Genomic DNA, 14,957 nt, shown 5'->3' on the forward strand with positions numbered 1-14,957 from the left:
TGGCCATGCAAGTCAAACGTTTTTTTGCCGCCGACATGCGTCAGGCAATGAACCGCGTGAAGGAAGAACTGGGGGCTGACGCCGCCATCCTGTCCACGCGCCGTCTGGCCGGTGGTGTCGAGTTGACTGCGGCACTGGATTACAGTGCCCAGCCGTTGCCGGCCCGTGCCAACCCCGAGCTGGAAGCCGAATTGCGCAAAACCAGCCAGAAAATCCTCAGTGCCAAAACCGACTTTGAACAGCGGGCGCAGATCGCTGCCGGTGGTCGTGACCGTCAACTGCTTGACAGCGTGCTGGAGCATACCGCCGAGGTTGCGCGCTTGCGCCCGGACGAAAACCCGGCGCAGTCACGCAGCGCTGCCGATCAGCAGGAGCTGGCGCAAATGCGCTCCGAGCTGATGGGGCTGCGCGAACTGATCGAGCTACAAATGGGCAACATGGGCTGGCAGGGTTTGCGTCAGCAGCAGCCGGGGCAGGCCGCGCTATGGCGCAAGCTGCAGCAGATGGGCCTGCCTGCAGATGTCATCAGCAGCCTCATGAAAAAAATTCCGCAGGATCTGCAGCCGCGTCAGGCCTGGAAGATGGTGTTGGCGTTGCTGGCCCGCTCCGTGCAGACACCAAAGGACGAACCGGTCATGCAGGGCGGGGTGATTGCCCTGGTCGGCCCGGCCGGTATGGGCAAGACCACCACGCTGGCCAAGCTGGCAGCGCGCTATGTGCTGGAACATGGTGCGCAGAACATCGCGATCGTCAGCATGGACAGTTACCGTATTGGTGCGCAAGAGCAACTGAAGACTCTTGGCCGCATCCTCAATGTGCCGGTCAGCCATGTCGAGGCCGGTCAGTCGCTGGAACAGGCACTGTTGCCGCTGGCGAAAAAACGGATCGTGCTGGTCGACACCGCCGGGCTGCCGGCCAGTGATCCGCAACTGACGCTGCAGCTGGACAATCTGACCAGCCGCAAGCTGCCGATCCGCAATTATCTGGTACTGGCGGCCACCAGCCAGGCGCAAGTGCTGAAGGCTGCCTGGCATGCCTACAAGCGTTGCGGACTGGCCGGCTGCATCATCACCAAGCTGGATGAAGCCGTCAGCATGGGTGAAGTGCTGGGCATGGCAATTGGCCAAGGCCTCGCAGTAGCTTATACTACCGACGGTCCTAAAATTCCTGATGACATTCAAGTCTCTCGAAGTCATCAGCTGGTCAGCCGGGCGGTACGCATGCAAAACCCGGACGAACCCGGTGAGGAGGTCATGGCCGAACTGTATGCGGGTGTTTGCCAAAAGGCACGTCATGTGGTCTGAACAGCCGGCCGCCAACTGACTGAATGTTTTTAAGGTACAGAGTAGATGTCAAACAAGAACCCTGTTCAAGTAATTGCAGTAACCGGAGGCAAGGGCGGCGTGGGTAAAACCAACGTTTCCGTCAACCTGTCCGTGGCCCTGGCCGGGCTGGGTCGCCGGGTCATCCTGCTGGATGCCGACTTTGGCCTGGCCAACGTTGACGTACTGCTCGGCCTCGAGCCCAAGCGGACCCTGAGCGAAGTCATGGCCGGTGAGTGCGACCTGCGTGATGTATTGCTGACAGGGCCGGGTGGCATCAAGATTGTACCGGCGTCCTCCGGAACGCAGGACCTGGTCTCGATGACACCCTTGCAGCATGCCGGGCTGATTCAGGCCTTCAGTGAGCTGGGTGACAATCTGGATGTGCTGGTGATTGATACCGCCGCCGGCATTGGCGATTCCGTCCTCAGCTTTGTCCGCGCAGCCCAGGAAGTCGTTCTGGTGGTGTGTGACGAGCCGACGTCGATCACCGATGCCTATGCGCTGATCAAATTGCTCAACAAGCAGTTTGGCATCACCCGGTTCCGGGTGCTGGCGAATATGACGCATACTCCCCAGGAAGGGCGCAACCTGTACAACAAGCTGGTGAATGTGACCGAACGTTTTCTTGATGATGTGGCCTTGCAGTATCTGGGTGCCGTGCCCTATGACGAGATGGTGCGCAAGGCCGTTCAGCGCCAGCGTCCCGTGTACGAGGCCTATCCGCGCAGCAAGGCGTCCCAGGCGTTTCGCGCCATTGCACAAAAGGTCGATGCCTGGCCGCTGACAGATACGCCGCGGGGGCATCTGGAGTTTTTTGTCGACCGGCTGATCGGCTCGTAAATATATGGAAGCAAGGTAAGGTAATGGCATTTTCCAGCGGACTGCAGATGTACAACCGGGCAAGCGGAGGGGATGAGCAATCCCGCCTGCTTGAGCAGCACGCTACTCTGGTCAAGCGCATTGCCTACCACATGCTGGCCCGTCTGCCGGCCAGCGTCCAGGTCGAAGATTTGATCCAGGCCGGCATGATCGGCCTGCTGGAAGCGGCCAGGAAATTTGACGCCAGCAAGGGTGCCAGCTTTGAAACCTTTGTCGGCATCCGCATCCGTGGTGCCATGCTCGACGAGGTGCGCAAGGGCGACTGGGCACCACGTTCGGTGCACCGCAACACCCGTATGGTCGGTGATGCAGTCAGGGAAGTGGAGAAGCGCACCGGGCGCGATGCGACCGATCGCGAGGTGGCCAAAGAACTGGGTGTCGATCTGGATGAATATTATCGGATGTTGGCCGATACAAGGGGAAGCCGGCTGTTCAGCTTCGATGATCTGATGGAAGATGGCGCGCCGGAGCCCAAGTATGGGCAGAGTCATGAACCGGGTTACGCCACGGAAGATGAGCGCTTTCGTGAGGCGCTGGCCGAAGCGATTGACGGGTTGCCGGAGCGGGAGCGTCTGGTGCTTTCGTTGTATTACAACGAAGAACTGAACCTGAAGGAAATCGGCCAGGTACTGGGTGTCAGCGAATCCCGGGTGAGCCAGCTGCACAGCCAGTGCGCGGCGCGTTTGCGCAGCCGCCTGTCAGACTGGCGCTCCGGCTCCTAGATTTCTCTGGCTGATGGTTGCAAGGGGGCCGGAATGGCAGGCAGTGCCGCCGGGTGGAAAACCAACAGGGATCAAGGCTGTTAATGGATACCAATGATATATATACGTCGGACACTGCCGGCAGATTAAACATTTGGAGGTTTGCTTGAACAAGAACATGAAAATCCTGATTGTTGATGACTTTTCAACAATGAGGCGGATCATCAAGAACCTCTTGCGTGACCTCGGCTTTACCAATACCGAGGAAGCCGATGACGGTTCCACCGCATTGCCTATGCTGCAAAGCGGCAACTTCGATTTTCTGGTGACCGACTGGAACATGCCGCAGATGACCGGCATCGACCTGCTGCGCGCAGTCCGGGCCGATGAGCGTCTCAAGCATTTGCCGGTGCTGATGGTTACGGCCGAAGCCAAGCGGGACCAGATCATCGAAGCGGCCCAGGCCGGCGTCAACGGATATGTGGTCAAGCCTTTTACTGCACAAGCGTTGCAGGACAAGATCGAGAAGATTTTTGAGCGCGTCAACGGTTGATGCGGTCCGATTCGGGGTTGGCCGTGACACAATACGAGAGCATACAGGCCCGTTTGCAACAGGCCGTAGAACAGCATGCCGGGCGCCTGCAAGAGCACCTGGCTGCCGGTGACTGGGCGGCCGCAGCACAGCTGGTTGACCAAATCAATGACATCCGCAACCAGAGCCTGTACGAGGAAGTGGCCAAGCTGACGCGAGAGTTGCACAGCGCCATTCTGGATCTGCAGATCGAGAGCGGCACTCCCCATGCACAGGAAATGTCGCAGATCAACGATGTCAACGAACGGCTGAACTATGTCATGAACATGACGGAAAAAGCAGCCAATGACACGATGGACCTGGTTGAGGCCAGCGCTCCGCTGGTCAACTACATCAGTTATGAAGCACAAAGCCTGACCGCTGACTGGCAGCGATTTACCCGGCGCGAAATGCCGCTGGACGAATTCAGGGACCTGGCGCGCCGTGTCGAGGCCTTTTTGCTGCGCAGCCTGCACGACAGTGACCAGATGTCGGCCCATCTCAATGACATACTGACAGCCCAGAGCTTTCAGGACCTGACCGGCCAGGTGATCAAGCGTGTCACCGAGCTGATTGGCTATGTGGAAGACAGCCTAGCCCGCATGGGCGGCATGGCCAGAACCGTTGATCTGGTTGCTGGCATAGAGCACGACCCGGAAACCCTGCAAAAAAGCAGTCAGCCCCGACAAAGTGACTCCAGGGGTGAAGGTCCGCAGATTCGTGCCGATAAAGGAGAAGATGTCGTATCTAATCAGGTTGATGTCGACGATTTATTATCCAGCTTAGGGCTGTAAGGAGAGCTTGCGATGAGCTTCGAAGCCGATGAAGAAATTCTCCAGGATTTTTTGGTGGAAGCCGGAGAAATTCTCGAGCTGTTGTCCGAGCAGCTGGTTGAACTGGAGAGTTCCCCGGACGACATGAACTTGCTGAATGCGATCTTCCGTGGCTTTCATACGGTCAAGGGCGGTGCCGGCTTTTTGCAGCTCAACGAGCTGGTTGAGTGTTGTCATGTGGCTGAAAACGTATTTGACATCCTGCGCAAGGGTGAGCGCCGGGTCAGCGCGGAGCTGATGGATGTGGTGCTGGAAGCGCTCGACAACGTCAACAGCATGTTTCATCAGGTGCGCGAGCGTACCGAGGTTACCCCGGCTCCGGCCGCGCTGCTGGAGCAGCTGGCCATTCTGGCCGAGCCCGAGTCTGCCCAGCCTGCCGTGGCCGAGGAGACGGCAGAAGAAGTCGACGAAGCCGATCGCGAATTCGAACAGATGCTGGCCATGAGTTCTCCGGAACCGCCGGAGCCGGCTCCCGGTGATGCCAGTGACATTATCAGTGAAGATGAGTTCGAGGCGCTGCTCGACCAGCTGCATGGCGAGGGTCGCGGGCCGGCGGCCACAGCTGTTGCCCCGGCCGCTACAGAGGCTGCCACGGGCGATGAAATTACCGAAGATGAATTTGAGGCATTGCTCGACCAGCTCCACGGCGAAGGCAAGTTCGGCGGAGTGGAAAACGTAGCGGATACCGCCGCAGCCAGCGCCGGCGAGGAGCAGAAGCCAGACAGTGATGAAATCACTGATGACGAATTTGAGTCCCTGCTTGACCAGCTGCATGGCAAGGGTCGCTTCCAGGTGCGCCCCATGGCAAATGATGGCGCTGCCACCCCGGCTGCCAGCCAGCAAAAGTCTGCCGCACCGGTTGCCAAGGCAGCGCCGGCAGCTCCTGTCGCGACACGCAACTCTTCGGCAGCTCCTGCCGCGACACGCAACTCTTCGTCAGCTCCGGTTGAAGAGACCACTGTACGGGTCGATACTGCCCGCCTTGATGACATCATGAACATGGTTGGCGAGCTGGTGCTGGTGCGTAACCGGCTGGTTCGCCTCGGCCTGGACAGTGAAGACGAGGACATGGCCAAGGCCGTGTCCAACCTGGATGTGGTCACGGCTGATCTGCAATCTGCCGTGATGAAAACACGCATGCAGCCGATCAAGAAGGTGTTTGGCCGCTTTCCGCGACTGGTGCGTGACATGGCGCGCAGCCTGAAAAAGGAAATCAGCCTGGAGCTGGTGGGTGAAGATACCGACCTCGATAAAAACCTGGTTGAAGCACTGGCCGACCCGCTGGTGCACCTGGTGCGCAACTCCGTGGACCACGGTATTGAAATGCCGGACGAGCGCGAAGCCGCCGGCAAGAGCCGTACCGGCAAGGTGGTGTTGTCCGCTGCCCAGGAGGGCGATCATATCCTGCTGATGATCACCGATGACGGCAAGGGCATGAATGCCGATGTGCTACGTGCCAAAGCAGTGGAAAAGGGCATGCTGGACAAGGATGCGGCCGACCGCCTGACCGAGCTGGAGTGCTATAACCTGATTTTTGCACCGGGTTTCTCCACCAAGACGGAAATCTCCGACGTGTCCGGACGTGGCGTGGGCATGGATGTGGTCAACACCAAGATTGCCCAGCTCAACGGCAGCGTCAATGTGTATTCCAAGCCGGGCGAAGGCTCGCAGGTGGTCATCAAGGTTCCCTTGACGCTGGCGATCATGCCGACCCTGATGGTGATGCTGAATGAGCATGCCTTTGCCTTCCCGCTGGTCAACGTCAATGAAATCTTCCATCTGGACCTGTCGCGCACCAACATTGTTGACGGCCAGGAAGTGGTGATTGTGCGCAACAAGGCGCTGCCGCTGTTTTATCTCAGCCGCTGGCTGCAGCCGGAGCGTCGGCACGAACAGCAAAAAGATGGCCATGTGGTGCTGGTCAGTGTCGGTGACAAGCGCGTCGGCTTTGTCGTCGATCAGCTGATCGGGCAGGAAGAAGTGGTGATCAAGCCGCTGGGGCGTGGTTTGCAGGGAACCCCCGGCATGTCCGGTGCAACCATTACCGGTGACGGCCGCATTGCCCTGATCCTGGATGTGCCCGGGGTGCTGAAACACTACGCCTGAATGCTGGTCCAGTTTTAAGGAAAAGGTGAATGGCTGTAAAAGTCTTGATTGTTGATGATTCGGGTTTTTTCCGTCGCCGGTTGAGCGAGATCCTGGCGGCCGACTCCCGTATCGAGGTGGTGGGCACTGCCAGCAATGGCCAGGAGGCGATCGACAAAACTCTTGAGTTGCGCCCGGACGTGATCACCATGGACTACGAAATGCCGGTCATGGACGGAATTTCCGCCGTACGGCAGATCATGCAGCGTTGTCCGACCCCGGTATTGATGTTTTCTTCGCTGACCCATGAGGGGGCGCGAGTAACCCTGGATGCGCTGGAAGCGGGCGCGGTTGATTATCTGCCGAAAAATTTCGAGGATATTTCCCGCAATCCGCAAAAAGTCCGGCAGATGCTGTGTGACAAGGTCCAGGCACTGGCACGAACCAATCGCGGGGGGCTTGGCCAGCGGACGTTGTCGTCGCTACGCAGCACGGCTCCGGTGACAACACCGTCTGTGGCGCGTCCCGCTGCGGCAGCGGTGACGGCAAGCGCGGGCACTGCCCGGAGCCTGCGCACCACCCGCACACCGCTCGCAGACATGCCGGCTGCGGACGTACCGGCAGCGGGGCCCGCTGCCGGCGCTGCGGTTAAAGCCCAGCGCCGGGCCTACAAACTGGTGGCCATCGGAACCTCGACAGGTGGCCCGGTTGCCTTGCAACAGGTGTTGACAGCCTTGCCGGCCAGTTTTCCCGCCCCGATCGTACTGGTCCAGCACATGCCCGGTACCTTTACCCGGGCGTTTGCCGACCGGCTCGACAAGCTGTGCAACATCAGCGTGAAGGAAGCCGAAGACGGCGATATCCTGCGACCGGGGCTTGCCTTGCTGGCACCTGGCGGCAAGCAGATGATGATTGATACCCGTGGCCAGGTGCGCATCCTGCCCGGTGACGAGCGCCTCAATTACAAGCCCAGCGTCGATGTCACCTTTGGCTCGGCGGCCAAGGTTTACCAGGACAAGGTACTGGCAGTGGTGCTGACCGGCATGGGTTCGGACGGACGCGAAGGTGCCCGCTTGCTGAAAGCGGCCGGCAGCCAGGTCTGGGCACAGGACGAAGCCAGCTGTGTGATCTATGGCATGCCGATGGCCGTGGTCAAGGCCGGCCTGGCTGACCAGATAGTTTCACTCAACGACGTCGGCCCGTCCCTGGCAGAGGCTTGCATCTGATGGATATTCTCAGCCTGATCGGACTGGCCATGGCATTCATTGCCATCATTGGCGGCAATTTCCTTGAAGGTGGCCACATAGGCGCACTGATCAACGGTCCGGCAGCGCTGATTGTATTTGGTGGCACCCTGGGCGCGGCGCTGTTGCAAACTCCCGTCAGCCATTTCAAGCGTGGTTTGCAGTTGCTGCGCTGGGCTTTTTTCCCTCCGGTCACCGACATGCAGCGCGGCATCAACAGCATCATTGGCTGGAGTATGGTGGCGCGCAAGGACGGTTTGCTCGGGCTTGAGTCAATCGCCGACGCGGAGCCTGATCCCTATGCCCGCAAGGGGCTTCAGCTGTTGGTCGACGGAGCCGAGCCGGAAAACATCCGCAGTGTGCTCGAGGTGGATTTCTACACCCAGGAAAGCCGTGACCTGCAGGCAGCCAGGATCTATGAAAGCATGGGCGGATATGCACCCACCGTCGGCATCATCGGTGCCGTCATGGGGCTGATCCATGTCATGGGCAACCTGGCCGACCCTTCGCAGCTGGGCACCGGCATCGCCGTTGCCTTTGTCGCGACTATTTATGGCGTGGCGGTAGCCAACCTGATCCTGCTGCCGCTGGCGGGGAAGATCAAGACAGTCGTATTGCGCCAGTCACGTTACCGGGAAATGATGCTGGAAGGGTTGCTGTCGATTGCCGACGGGGAGAACCCGCGCTCCATTGAAATGAAGCTCCAGGGTTTTCTGGAGTAGGCCATGGCACGCAGAAGACGCCAGGATGATCCGCCCAGCCATGAGCGCTGGCTGGTGTCCTATGCGGACTTCATCACCCTGCTGTTTGCATTCTTTGTCGTGATGTACTCGATCTCTTCGGTCAACGAAGGCAAGTACAAAGTACTATCTGAAGCAATGGAAGGGATTTTCAGCCAGCAGGACAAATCGATCAAACCGATTCCGATCGGCCAGGAAAATGTGCGTGGTGTCGATGCCGAAGGAGGGGAGCAGGAAGGGGAAACCGAAAAGGAGCCTCTGGCGCGGATTGCCGACGAGATCCGGGAAGAGTTTTCCAGCCTGCTCGGCGACGGACAGTTGCACGTCCGTGCCAACGAGCTCTGGCTGGAGCTTGAACTCAGCTCGAACCTGCTGTTCCCCTTGGCAGATGCTGTTCCCCGTCAGGAAGGCTTTGATATTGTCGAAAAAATAGCAAAGATCCTGGCACCTTATGACAACCCCATCCAGGTTGAGGGCTTCACCGACAACCTGCCCATTCGTACTGCCCTGTATCCGACCAACTGGGAGCTGTCAGCGGCACGTGCAGCCAGTATCGTGCGCATGCTGGCGCTGGATGGAGTGGCTCCCGAGCGCCTGGCAGCTGTCGGCTATGGCGAGTTTCAGCCGGTTGCCGATAACAGCACCGCCGAAGGGCGGGCCAAAAACCGCCGGGTGGTCCTGATCATTTCGCGCAACACCGAAGGCCGGCATATGCGAGGCTTTGCGTCTGAGTGATGTCCGGCACCGGTTACCAGCCGCTTTACCATGGCGTGGAGGGAGCTATGCCGGCGGCTGCCAGGCCGGACCTGCCGTGCTGGAATGCCCCTTTTTCGCATCAGCCCGACATTGACGGCATGGCGGCTGCCCATGCAGTTGGCATGCAGCTTGCTTGAGATGGCTCAATGGGATCATGACAGGAAGGTAACGTCATAAACATGACGCCGTACCTGTTGCGCTGGAGATGAAGTATGAAAGTTTGGGCCGTGGCAAACCAGAAAGGTGGCGTCGGCAAGACCACCACCACCGTCGCGCTGGCCGGCTTGCTGGCTGATGCCGGACGCCGGGTGCTGGTGGTTGATCTTGACCCGCACGGGTCACTGACCAGCTATTTCGGCTATGACCCCGATACCCTGGAAAACAGCTGCTATGACCTGTTTACCGCCGGCGGCAAAGTGGACCCCGAACTGCCGCGCAGCCTGCTGCTGGAAACCAGCCACGAGCGGATCAGCCTGATGCCTTCGAGTACCGCAGTAGCAGTGCTCGAGCGCCAGTCACTGGGCCAGGGCGGGCTGGGACTGGTGGTCAGCAAGGCGCTGGAGCATCTGTCCGGCGAGTTTGACTTTGCCCTGCTCGACAACCCGCCGTTGCTGGGCGTGCTGATGGTCAATGCACTGGCCGCCAGCGAGCTGCTGGTCATCCCGGTGCAGACCGAGTTTCTGGCCATCAAGGGCCTGGAGAGCATGATCAACACCCTGCACATGGTCAACCGCTCGCGCCGGCAGCCGTTGCCTTACAGCATTGTGCCCACCATGTTCGACCGCCGTACTCAGGCGTCCCTGTCAACGCTGCGCTATCTGCGCAACCAGTACAACGAACATCTGTGGCAGGCGTACATTCCGATTGATACGCGGCTGCGTGATGCCAGCCGCGCCGGCCTGGTGCCTTCGGTGCAGGACAAGAACAGCCGGGGCGTACTGGCCTACCGGGTGCTGCTCAAGCATTTGCTGCAGCAGTCGATGCAGATTGAACAGAGCGCTTGAGCCGGTGCAGGCCGTGATTTCACCGCTATCCCCTGTTAACGCAGGGGTAATGCATGGCGGCCAACGGGAATGCCCATGCAATAAAATACAGCGAACCGATATGCAATCAGGAACAGAGTGATGAAGCCGCACAAGTCGCAAACGGCACTGCAAAACTACCTTGACGGCCTGCTCCAGGAGGTACAGACCGTGCTGCAGGAAGAACCGGCCGAGCATTCGCCGTCATTGCTGTTGCAAGAACGTGAAGAACAGATCGTCATTTTGCCGACGTTGACCACTCCGGTGGTGCCAGAACCGGACGAAATGCCGGCGGCTGTTCCGGCGGCATCCCCGGCCGAGGCTCTGCCCGAATGGACAGACCAGCCCTTCGAATGCCTGCTGTTTGAGGTTGCCGGCTTGAAACTGGCCGTCCCCCTGGTATGCCTGGGTAGCATTTACCCGCTGGAGGGAGAGGAAATTACGCCCATTTTTGCCCAGCCCGACTGGTTTATCGGTATGATGCCGACGCCGGTCGGCAATCTGAAAGTGCTGGATACGGCGCGCTGGGTCATGCCGGAGCGCTATCACGACAAGCTGAGGGACGGTTTTCGTTTTGTCATTTCCATTGATGGCCATTCCTGGGGGCTGGCCGTCAATGCGGTTTATGAATCAGTCCGCCTGCAGCCGGATGCGGTCAAATGGCGCACTCGCCGGACAGGGCGGCAATGGCTGGCCGGTACCATTATCGAACACATGTGCGCACTGCTGGATGTCCAGGCATTGGCGCAGCAGGTCAGTGCAAGGGAAAACGCACAGGCAACGACAGACTGACTATCAAGCTACTGTACAAACAGCCGATAACAACCAATACTACGGCCTGTCATTCAAGGCAGCCGGTTTGAGACAAGGGTAGAAATGAATGAACATTACATCTGCGAACAGTTCTGAAGATCCTGTCTTGCAGTGGGTTACCTTCCGTCTGGAAGAGGAAACCTATGGCATCAATGTCATGCAAGTGCAGGAAGTCTTGCGCTATTCCGAAATAGCGCCGGTCCCCGGTGCTCCCGGCTATGTGCTGGGCATCATCAACCTGCGCGGTAATGTGGTGACCGTGATTGATACCCGGCAGCGCTTCGGCCTGCCGTCAGCGGGGGTCACCGACAATACGCGCATTGTCATCATTGAAGCGGACAGACAAGTGGTCGGCATCCTGGTTGATAGCGTGGCTGAGGTGGTTTATCTGCGTCAGTCCGAAATTGAAACCACACCCAATGTCGGCAATGAAGAGGCGGCCAAGTTCATTCAGGGCGTCTGTAACAAAAATGACGAACTGCTCATCCTGGTTGATCTGGAAAAGATGATGACCGCACAGGAGTGGGCGGAGCTGGATGATTTCTGATGCTGTACGGCCTGCTGGTGACGATCCTGCTGCTGGCGCTGGCTGGCGGTTATGCCCTGTATTGGCAAAACCGGAAAATACAGGCATTGCAGGAACAGCTGGCACAGTCGCTGCACAAGCAGGAGCGACAGCAGGATAACCTGGCCCGTCGTCTGGACAACTACCTGTCCGGCAGCATGCAAATGGGCAAGGAGCTGCATGAGTTGCGCGAACAGTTTGCACCGATGCCGGACAAGCTGTTGCAACTCGAACAGCGCGATCCGGGCAGCTTATCGTTTATCGAAGCGGCCCGGCTGGTAGGGCTGGGCGCCACCACCGAAGATTTGCAGCAGGCCTGCGGCCTGTCGCATTCCGAAGCGGAACTGCTGCAGCGGATTCACGGCAAGAAGTAACAGGCCGGTTTATCGCAGACATAAAAAAGCCGACTCGAAAGTCGGCTTTTTTGCTGGCTGCAATATTACTTGCGGCTGGCTTTTTCCAGCATGCGCAGTGCACGCTCGTTGGCTTCGTCAGCGGTTTGCTGAGCGCGCTGGGCAGCGGACAGGGCTTCGTTGGCCTTGTTGTACGCTTCGTCAGCACGAGCCTGGGCGCGGGCAGCTGCATCTTCAGAAGCAGTGATGCGGGCATCGGCTTCTTTGGTCAGGGAGCAACCGGTAGCCAGAACGCCAGCCAGGGCCAGAGCAGAAAGTTTCAGAGCTGTTTTCATTTTTTTCCCCTTTGAGAGTTGGGTTTTTCCATGGAAAGCAGTCCGCATCAATGCAGACTGACTACTGCGTATATTACCCTTTTGCATGCGTAAGTAAACTGGTTCCTGAGCAAACAGAAGCGGTTTGTGATGCAGCCGATAAAACGGCATGCAGCCGGTTTTTCCACGATGTTGCCATGTGCAGATGGCAGCATTGCCGGGCCCGCTAACTGCTTGTTTGCCGATCAGCTTGAACTTGTCGGGCAAACACTATATATTTTTGCGCCTGTTGCCATTCATCAGCATGGCGCGTCATTCAGCCCGAATGGCGGAATAGGTAGACGCAAGGGACTTAAAATCCCTCGAAGGCAACTTCGTACCGGTTCGATTCCGGTTTCGGGCACCATTTTATTACTGCATACTCTGTCAGGGCATCTCAGGATGTACCATGAATACCGCCAAAGCCCTGTCTCTACGGGGCTTTTTTGTGTCCGGTGGTGTCAGATGGTTTTTTTGGAATGTCTGGACAGCCCGAGATAATAAGGGTGGTTTTAGGGGTAGGGCCGGTTCGACAAATGAGTTTACCCTCAGGAGCGCAATGGCGTGCGTGCGGCTTACATACACAAGGCCGAACACTGGGAGGAACGATTGAAAATATGCCAGTGGTGGGCTGATTACCTGGACCAGAGCCGGGCTGAGTACATGACGCCTTATGAGTTTTCGGCACTCTGGAAGGAGACTGCATAGCTTTTTGCCATGCAGCCTTTTGAGGGTAGCTCCTTTGCCCTTAAGGCCCTTCCGTTGGCCTTTTATGGGCTTTATGGCCTTTAATCGGTCAAACCTCCCCACCCACGCCCTTAAACTTCTCCACAAAGGCCGCAATTTTCTCGAACACCGTCTGCTTCTTGGTCAGGTATTGCGGGTTCAGCGGGCTTATTTTGGGCAGGGCTTCGTTCAGCTCGGTGCCGTGGTCGCTGGCGTATTCACGCTTGAGCGAGTTCAGCAGGTAGCGTTTGGCGGCGGCTTCGTTGAGGCCTTCGCTGGCAATCAGCTCTTCGGCTTCGCGTTTTTGCTCGGTTTGGGCAAAGCTAAAGAAGGCTTCAATGATGGCCGGCTTGTCGGGGATCTGGTCCAGGTCGGCCTGGTTGATGAAATCTACCACCAGGCTTTCCTTGGCGCGGTTGCCAAGGCTGGAGCGGATCAGGCGGCGCACTTCATCCAGCAGGGCAGATTTGTCCTTGTTCTGTTTGTTTTTCTCGAAAATCAGCTCAAGGATGTAGTCTAGGTTGATTTCCTGCGACTTGAGCAAGTCCACCTCAAACACCACATCGTTCCAGTCAATGTGATCTTTGCAACTGCCGTGGGTTTGCAGGAAATATCGGGCGGACAGGCGGGTAAATGCAGTGTAAACACACTGAATATTTTTCAATGGCCTGCTATCTTCTACAGCATTTCATTTGACGGGCTGGACTGTTGTGTCTCGAACTTCTGCTTCCTCTTCATCTTTGTTGCGTAAATTCGGTTTCTGGCTGGTGCTCATTATGCTTGCGGCCGGGGGGTACTGGGGCTGGCAGCAGTTTGGCCCGGGTCAACAGGCCCAGCCGGCAGGGCGTCCGGCCATGGGCATGCGTGGCGGTTTCATGATGGAGGCGGTGCCTGTCAGCGTACACCAGCTGGAGCAGGGCGAATTTGCCCGTACCATCAAGGCGCTGGGCACGGTGACGGCCTGGAACAGCACCGAGCTCACCAGCCAGGTTAGCGGTATTTTGCGTGAGGTGCTGTTTGCCGAGGGGCAACAGGTGCAGCAGGGCGATGTGCTGGCGCGGCTGGATGACCGCAGTTATCAGGCGGCATTGTTGCAGGCGGAGGGGGCGTTGCAGGAAACCGCTGCCCAGTTGCAGCAGGCCGAACAGGACCTGCGCCGCTATCAGAACCTGATCAGGGATGAGTCGATCGCCAAGCAGACCCTTGAGCAGCAACAGGCCCAGGTCAGCCAGTTGCGCGGTACGCTCAAGGTGCGCGAAGCCCAGCGTGATGCTGCCAGGCTGGACGTTGAATACAGTCGCATTACCGCACCGATTGCCGGCCGTCTGGGCTTGCGCGCGGTCGATGTGGGCAACAACGTGGCTGCGGGCAGCACGGTACTGGCGACCATCACCCAGCAGCAGCCGATAGCGGTCAGTTTTACCCTGGCCGAGCAATACCTGCCGGAGCTGTTGCAGGCTCTGGACAGCAGTGAAGAGCCGTTACCGGTCGAGGCCTGGAGCCGTGACGAACAGCGCCTGCTGGCTGCCGGCGTGTTTGACAGCATGGACAACCAGGTTGATGCCAATACTGGTACCGTGCGACTCAAGGCCCGCTTCACCAATGAAGACAACAGCCTGTTTCCACAGCAGTTTGTCAATGTGCGCCTGCAACTGGCGGTGCATGACAATGTGCTGAAAGTGCCCAATGACGCGCTGCAGTTTGGCAACCAGGGACGCTTTGTCTGGGTGGTCGATGAGGAGCTCAAGGCGCGGATGCGTCCGGTGCAGACGGGACTGGGGGGTGCCGAGTTTACCCTGGTCACCAGCGGTTTGCAGGCGGGGGAGCGGGTGGTGCTTGAGGGGGTTGACCGTCTCAAGGATGGCGGCAAGGTCGAGGTGATCCGTGCCGATGGCAGCAGCGAACCGGCAGCGCAGGCACCAATCGTAGATGGCCCGGACGGGGCAGCCCGGCGGGATAATCCTGCCGGCCGCAGCCCGCAGTAACACATC

Annotated in this window: 16 protein-coding genes, 1 tRNA gene and 1 pseudogene; 16 read left to right on the forward strand and 2 right to left on the reverse strand. The window is 58.5% G+C overall.

Going from position 1 to position 14,957, the window contains the following annotated elements; all coding sequences use genetic code 11:
• Nucleotides 1-5 precede the first annotated feature (5 nt).
• The 13 genes from flhF to AR306_RS05130 all read left to right on the forward strand — a co-directional run bounded on the left by flhF (nucleotide 6) and on the right by AR306_RS05130 (nucleotide 11,908).
• Nucleotides 6-1,304 carry a flagellar biosynthesis protein FlhF gene (gene flhF, locus AR306_RS05070; protein WP_101496516.1) on the forward strand — a complete coding sequence of 433 codons (1,299 nt, stop codon included), beginning with the start codon at nucleotides 6-8 and terminating at the stop codon, nucleotides 1,302-1,304.
• A 45-nt stretch (nucleotides 1,305-1,349) separates the two neighbouring features.
• Complete coding sequence (locus tag AR306_RS05075) at nucleotides 1,350-2,165, forward strand: MinD/ParA family protein (RefSeq protein WP_101496456.1); 816 nt, start codon at nucleotides 1,350-1,352, stop codon at nucleotides 2,163-2,165.
• A 23-nt stretch (nucleotides 2,166-2,188) separates the two neighbouring features.
• A complete protein-coding gene (locus AR306_RS05080; RefSeq protein ID WP_169926748.1) occupies nucleotides 2,189-2,926 on the forward strand; it encodes an RNA polymerase sigma factor FliA in 738 nt (245 codons plus the stop codon).
• A 157-nt stretch (nucleotides 2,927-3,083) separates the two neighbouring features.
• Entirely contained in the window at nucleotides 3,084-3,458 is a 375-nt protein-coding gene (locus AR306_RS05085) for a chemotaxis response regulator CheY (protein WP_206167962.1), read from the forward strand.
• Between the two features lie 23 nt (nucleotides 3,459-3,481).
• Nucleotides 3,482-4,270, forward strand: a complete 789-nt coding sequence (locus tag AR306_RS05090) for a protein phosphatase CheZ (protein WP_240622481.1) — start codon at nucleotides 3,482-3,484, stop codon at nucleotides 4,268-4,270.
• Nucleotides 4,271-4,282: 12 nt separating this feature from the next.
• Entirely contained in the window at nucleotides 4,283-6,415 is a 2,133-nt protein-coding gene (locus AR306_RS05095; protein ID WP_101496459.1) for a chemotaxis protein CheA, read from the forward strand.
• Nucleotides 6,416-6,444: 29 nt separating this feature from the next.
• Nucleotides 6,445-7,620 carry a protein-glutamate methylesterase/protein-glutamine glutaminase gene (locus AR306_RS05100; protein ID WP_101496460.1) on the forward strand — a complete coding sequence of 392 codons (1,176 nt, stop codon included), beginning with the start codon at nucleotides 6,445-6,447 and terminating at the stop codon, nucleotides 7,618-7,620.
• A complete protein-coding gene (locus AR306_RS05105; RefSeq protein ID WP_101496461.1) occupies nucleotides 7,620-8,360 on the forward strand; it encodes a flagellar motor protein in 741 nt (246 codons plus the stop codon). The genes AR306_RS05100 and AR306_RS05105 overlap by 1 nt, the downstream gene beginning before the upstream one ends.
• Before the next feature lie 3 nt (nucleotides 8,361-8,363).
• Nucleotides 8,364-9,113, forward strand: coding sequence for a flagellar motor protein MotD (gene motD / locus AR306_RS05110; RefSeq protein ID WP_101496462.1), 750 nt, complete (start codon nucleotides 8,364-8,366; stop codon nucleotides 9,111-9,113).
• Nucleotides 9,114-9,346: 233 nt separating this feature from the next.
• Entirely contained in the window at nucleotides 9,347-10,138 is a 792-nt protein-coding gene (locus AR306_RS05115) for a ParA family protein (RefSeq protein WP_101496463.1), read from the forward strand.
• Nucleotides 10,139-10,258: 120 nt separating this feature from the next.
• Nucleotides 10,259-10,948, forward strand: a complete 690-nt coding sequence (locus tag AR306_RS05120; RefSeq protein ID WP_101496464.1) for a chemotaxis protein CheW — start codon at nucleotides 10,259-10,261, stop codon at nucleotides 10,946-10,948.
• Between the two features lie 88 nt (nucleotides 10,949-11,036).
• On the forward strand, nucleotides 11,037-11,516 hold the full coding sequence (locus AR306_RS05125) for a chemotaxis protein CheW (RefSeq protein WP_101496465.1): 480 nt from the start codon (nucleotides 11,037-11,039) through the stop codon (nucleotides 11,514-11,516).
• Nucleotides 11,516-11,908 (forward strand): DUF2802 domain-containing protein, encoded by a 393-nt coding sequence (locus tag AR306_RS05130; protein WP_101496466.1) that lies wholly within the window; start codon nucleotides 11,516-11,518, stop codon nucleotides 11,906-11,908. Before AR306_RS05125 ends, AR306_RS05130 begins: the two co-directional genes overlap by 1 nt.
• A 65-nt stretch (nucleotides 11,909-11,973) precedes the next feature.
• On the opposite strand, the gene AR306_RS05135 is transcribed toward AR306_RS05130, so the two are convergent.
• Entirely contained in the window at nucleotides 11,974-12,222 is a 249-nt protein-coding gene (locus AR306_RS05135; protein WP_101496467.1) for an Lpp/OprI family alanine-zipper lipoprotein, read from the reverse strand.
• Nucleotides 12,223-12,520: 298 nt separating this feature from the next.
• Here AR306_RS05135 and AR306_RS05140 point away from each other — a divergent pair.
• Together AR306_RS05140 and AR306_RS13710 are read left to right on the forward strand one after the other, a co-directional pair.
• Nucleotides 12,521-12,607: transfer RNA gene (locus tag AR306_RS05140), tRNA-Leu, on the forward strand.
• Nucleotides 12,608-12,789: 182 nt separating this feature from the next.
• Nucleotides 12,790-12,948, forward strand: a pseudogene (locus AR306_RS13710) (integrase); the annotation flags it as partial.
• A gap of 88 nt (nucleotides 12,949-13,036) precedes the next feature.
• Here the strand turns inward: AR306_RS13710 and AR306_RS05150 are convergent.
• On the reverse strand, nucleotides 13,037-13,630 hold the full coding sequence (locus AR306_RS05150) for a type I restriction endonuclease subunit R, EcoR124 family (protein WP_206167963.1): 594 nt from the start codon (nucleotides 13,628-13,630) through the stop codon (nucleotides 13,037-13,039).
• A 112-nt stretch (nucleotides 13,631-13,742) separates the two neighbouring features.
• Here AR306_RS05150 and AR306_RS05155 point away from each other — a divergent pair, with 112 nt between their 5' ends.
• Nucleotides 13,743-14,951 carry an efflux RND transporter periplasmic adaptor subunit gene (locus AR306_RS05155; RefSeq protein ID WP_133539725.1) on the forward strand — a complete coding sequence of 403 codons (1,209 nt, stop codon included), beginning with the start codon at nucleotides 13,743-13,745 and terminating at the stop codon, nucleotides 14,949-14,951.
• Nucleotides 14,952-14,957: the final 6 nt, after the last annotated feature.

The sequence above is a fragment of the Thiopseudomonas denitrificans genome, from assembly GCF_002866065.1.
Classification (GTDB): domain Bacteria; phylum Pseudomonadota; class Gammaproteobacteria; order Pseudomonadales; family Pseudomonadaceae; genus Thiopseudomonas; species Thiopseudomonas denitrificans.

Bases quoted from the DNA above. Each gene is read 5' to 3' on its own strand.
- flhF (WP_101496516.1), top strand. From the start codon at position 6: ATGCAAGTCAAACGTTTTTTTGCCGCCGACATGCGTCAGGCAATGAAC.
- AR306_RS05075 (WP_101496456.1), top strand. From the start codon at position 1,350: ATGTCAAACAAGAACCCTGTTCAAGTAATTGCAGTAACCGGAGGCAAG.
- AR306_RS05080 (WP_169926748.1), top strand. From the start codon at position 2,189: ATGGCATTTTCCAGCGGACTGCAGATGTACAACCGGGCAAGCGGAGGG.
- AR306_RS05085 (WP_206167962.1), top strand. From the start codon at position 3,084: ATGAAAATCCTGATTGTTGATGACTTTTCAACAATGAGGCGGATCATC.
- AR306_RS05095 (WP_101496459.1), top strand. From the start codon at position 4,283: ATGAGCTTCGAAGCCGATGAAGAAATTCTCCAGGATTTTTTGGTGGAA.
- AR306_RS05100 (WP_101496460.1), top strand. From the start codon at position 6,445: ATGGCTGTAAAAGTCTTGATTGTTGATGATTCGGGTTTTTTCCGTCGC.
- AR306_RS05105 (WP_101496461.1), top strand. From the start codon at position 7,620: ATGGATATTCTCAGCCTGATCGGACTGGCCATGGCATTCATTGCCATC.
- motD (WP_101496462.1), top strand. From the start codon at position 8,364: ATGGCACGCAGAAGACGCCAGGATGATCCGCCCAGCCATGAGCGCTGG.
- AR306_RS05115 (WP_101496463.1), top strand. From the start codon at position 9,347: ATGAAAGTTTGGGCCGTGGCAAACCAGAAAGGTGGCGTCGGCAAGACC.
- AR306_RS05120 (WP_101496464.1), top strand. From the start codon at position 10,259: ATGAAGCCGCACAAGTCGCAAACGGCACTGCAAAACTACCTTGACGGC.
- AR306_RS05125 (WP_101496465.1), top strand. From the start codon at position 11,037: ATGAACATTACATCTGCGAACAGTTCTGAAGATCCTGTCTTGCAGTGG.
- AR306_RS05130 (WP_101496466.1), top strand. From the start codon at position 11,516: ATGCTGTACGGCCTGCTGGTGACGATCCTGCTGCTGGCGCTGGCTGGC.
- AR306_RS05135 (WP_101496467.1), bottom strand. From the start codon at position 12,222: ATGAAAACAGCTCTGAAACTTTCTGCTCTGGCCCTGGCTGGCGTTCTG.
- AR306_RS05155 (WP_133539725.1), top strand. From the start codon at position 13,743: ATGCTTGCGGCCGGGGGGTACTGGGGCTGGCAGCAGTTTGGCCCGGGT.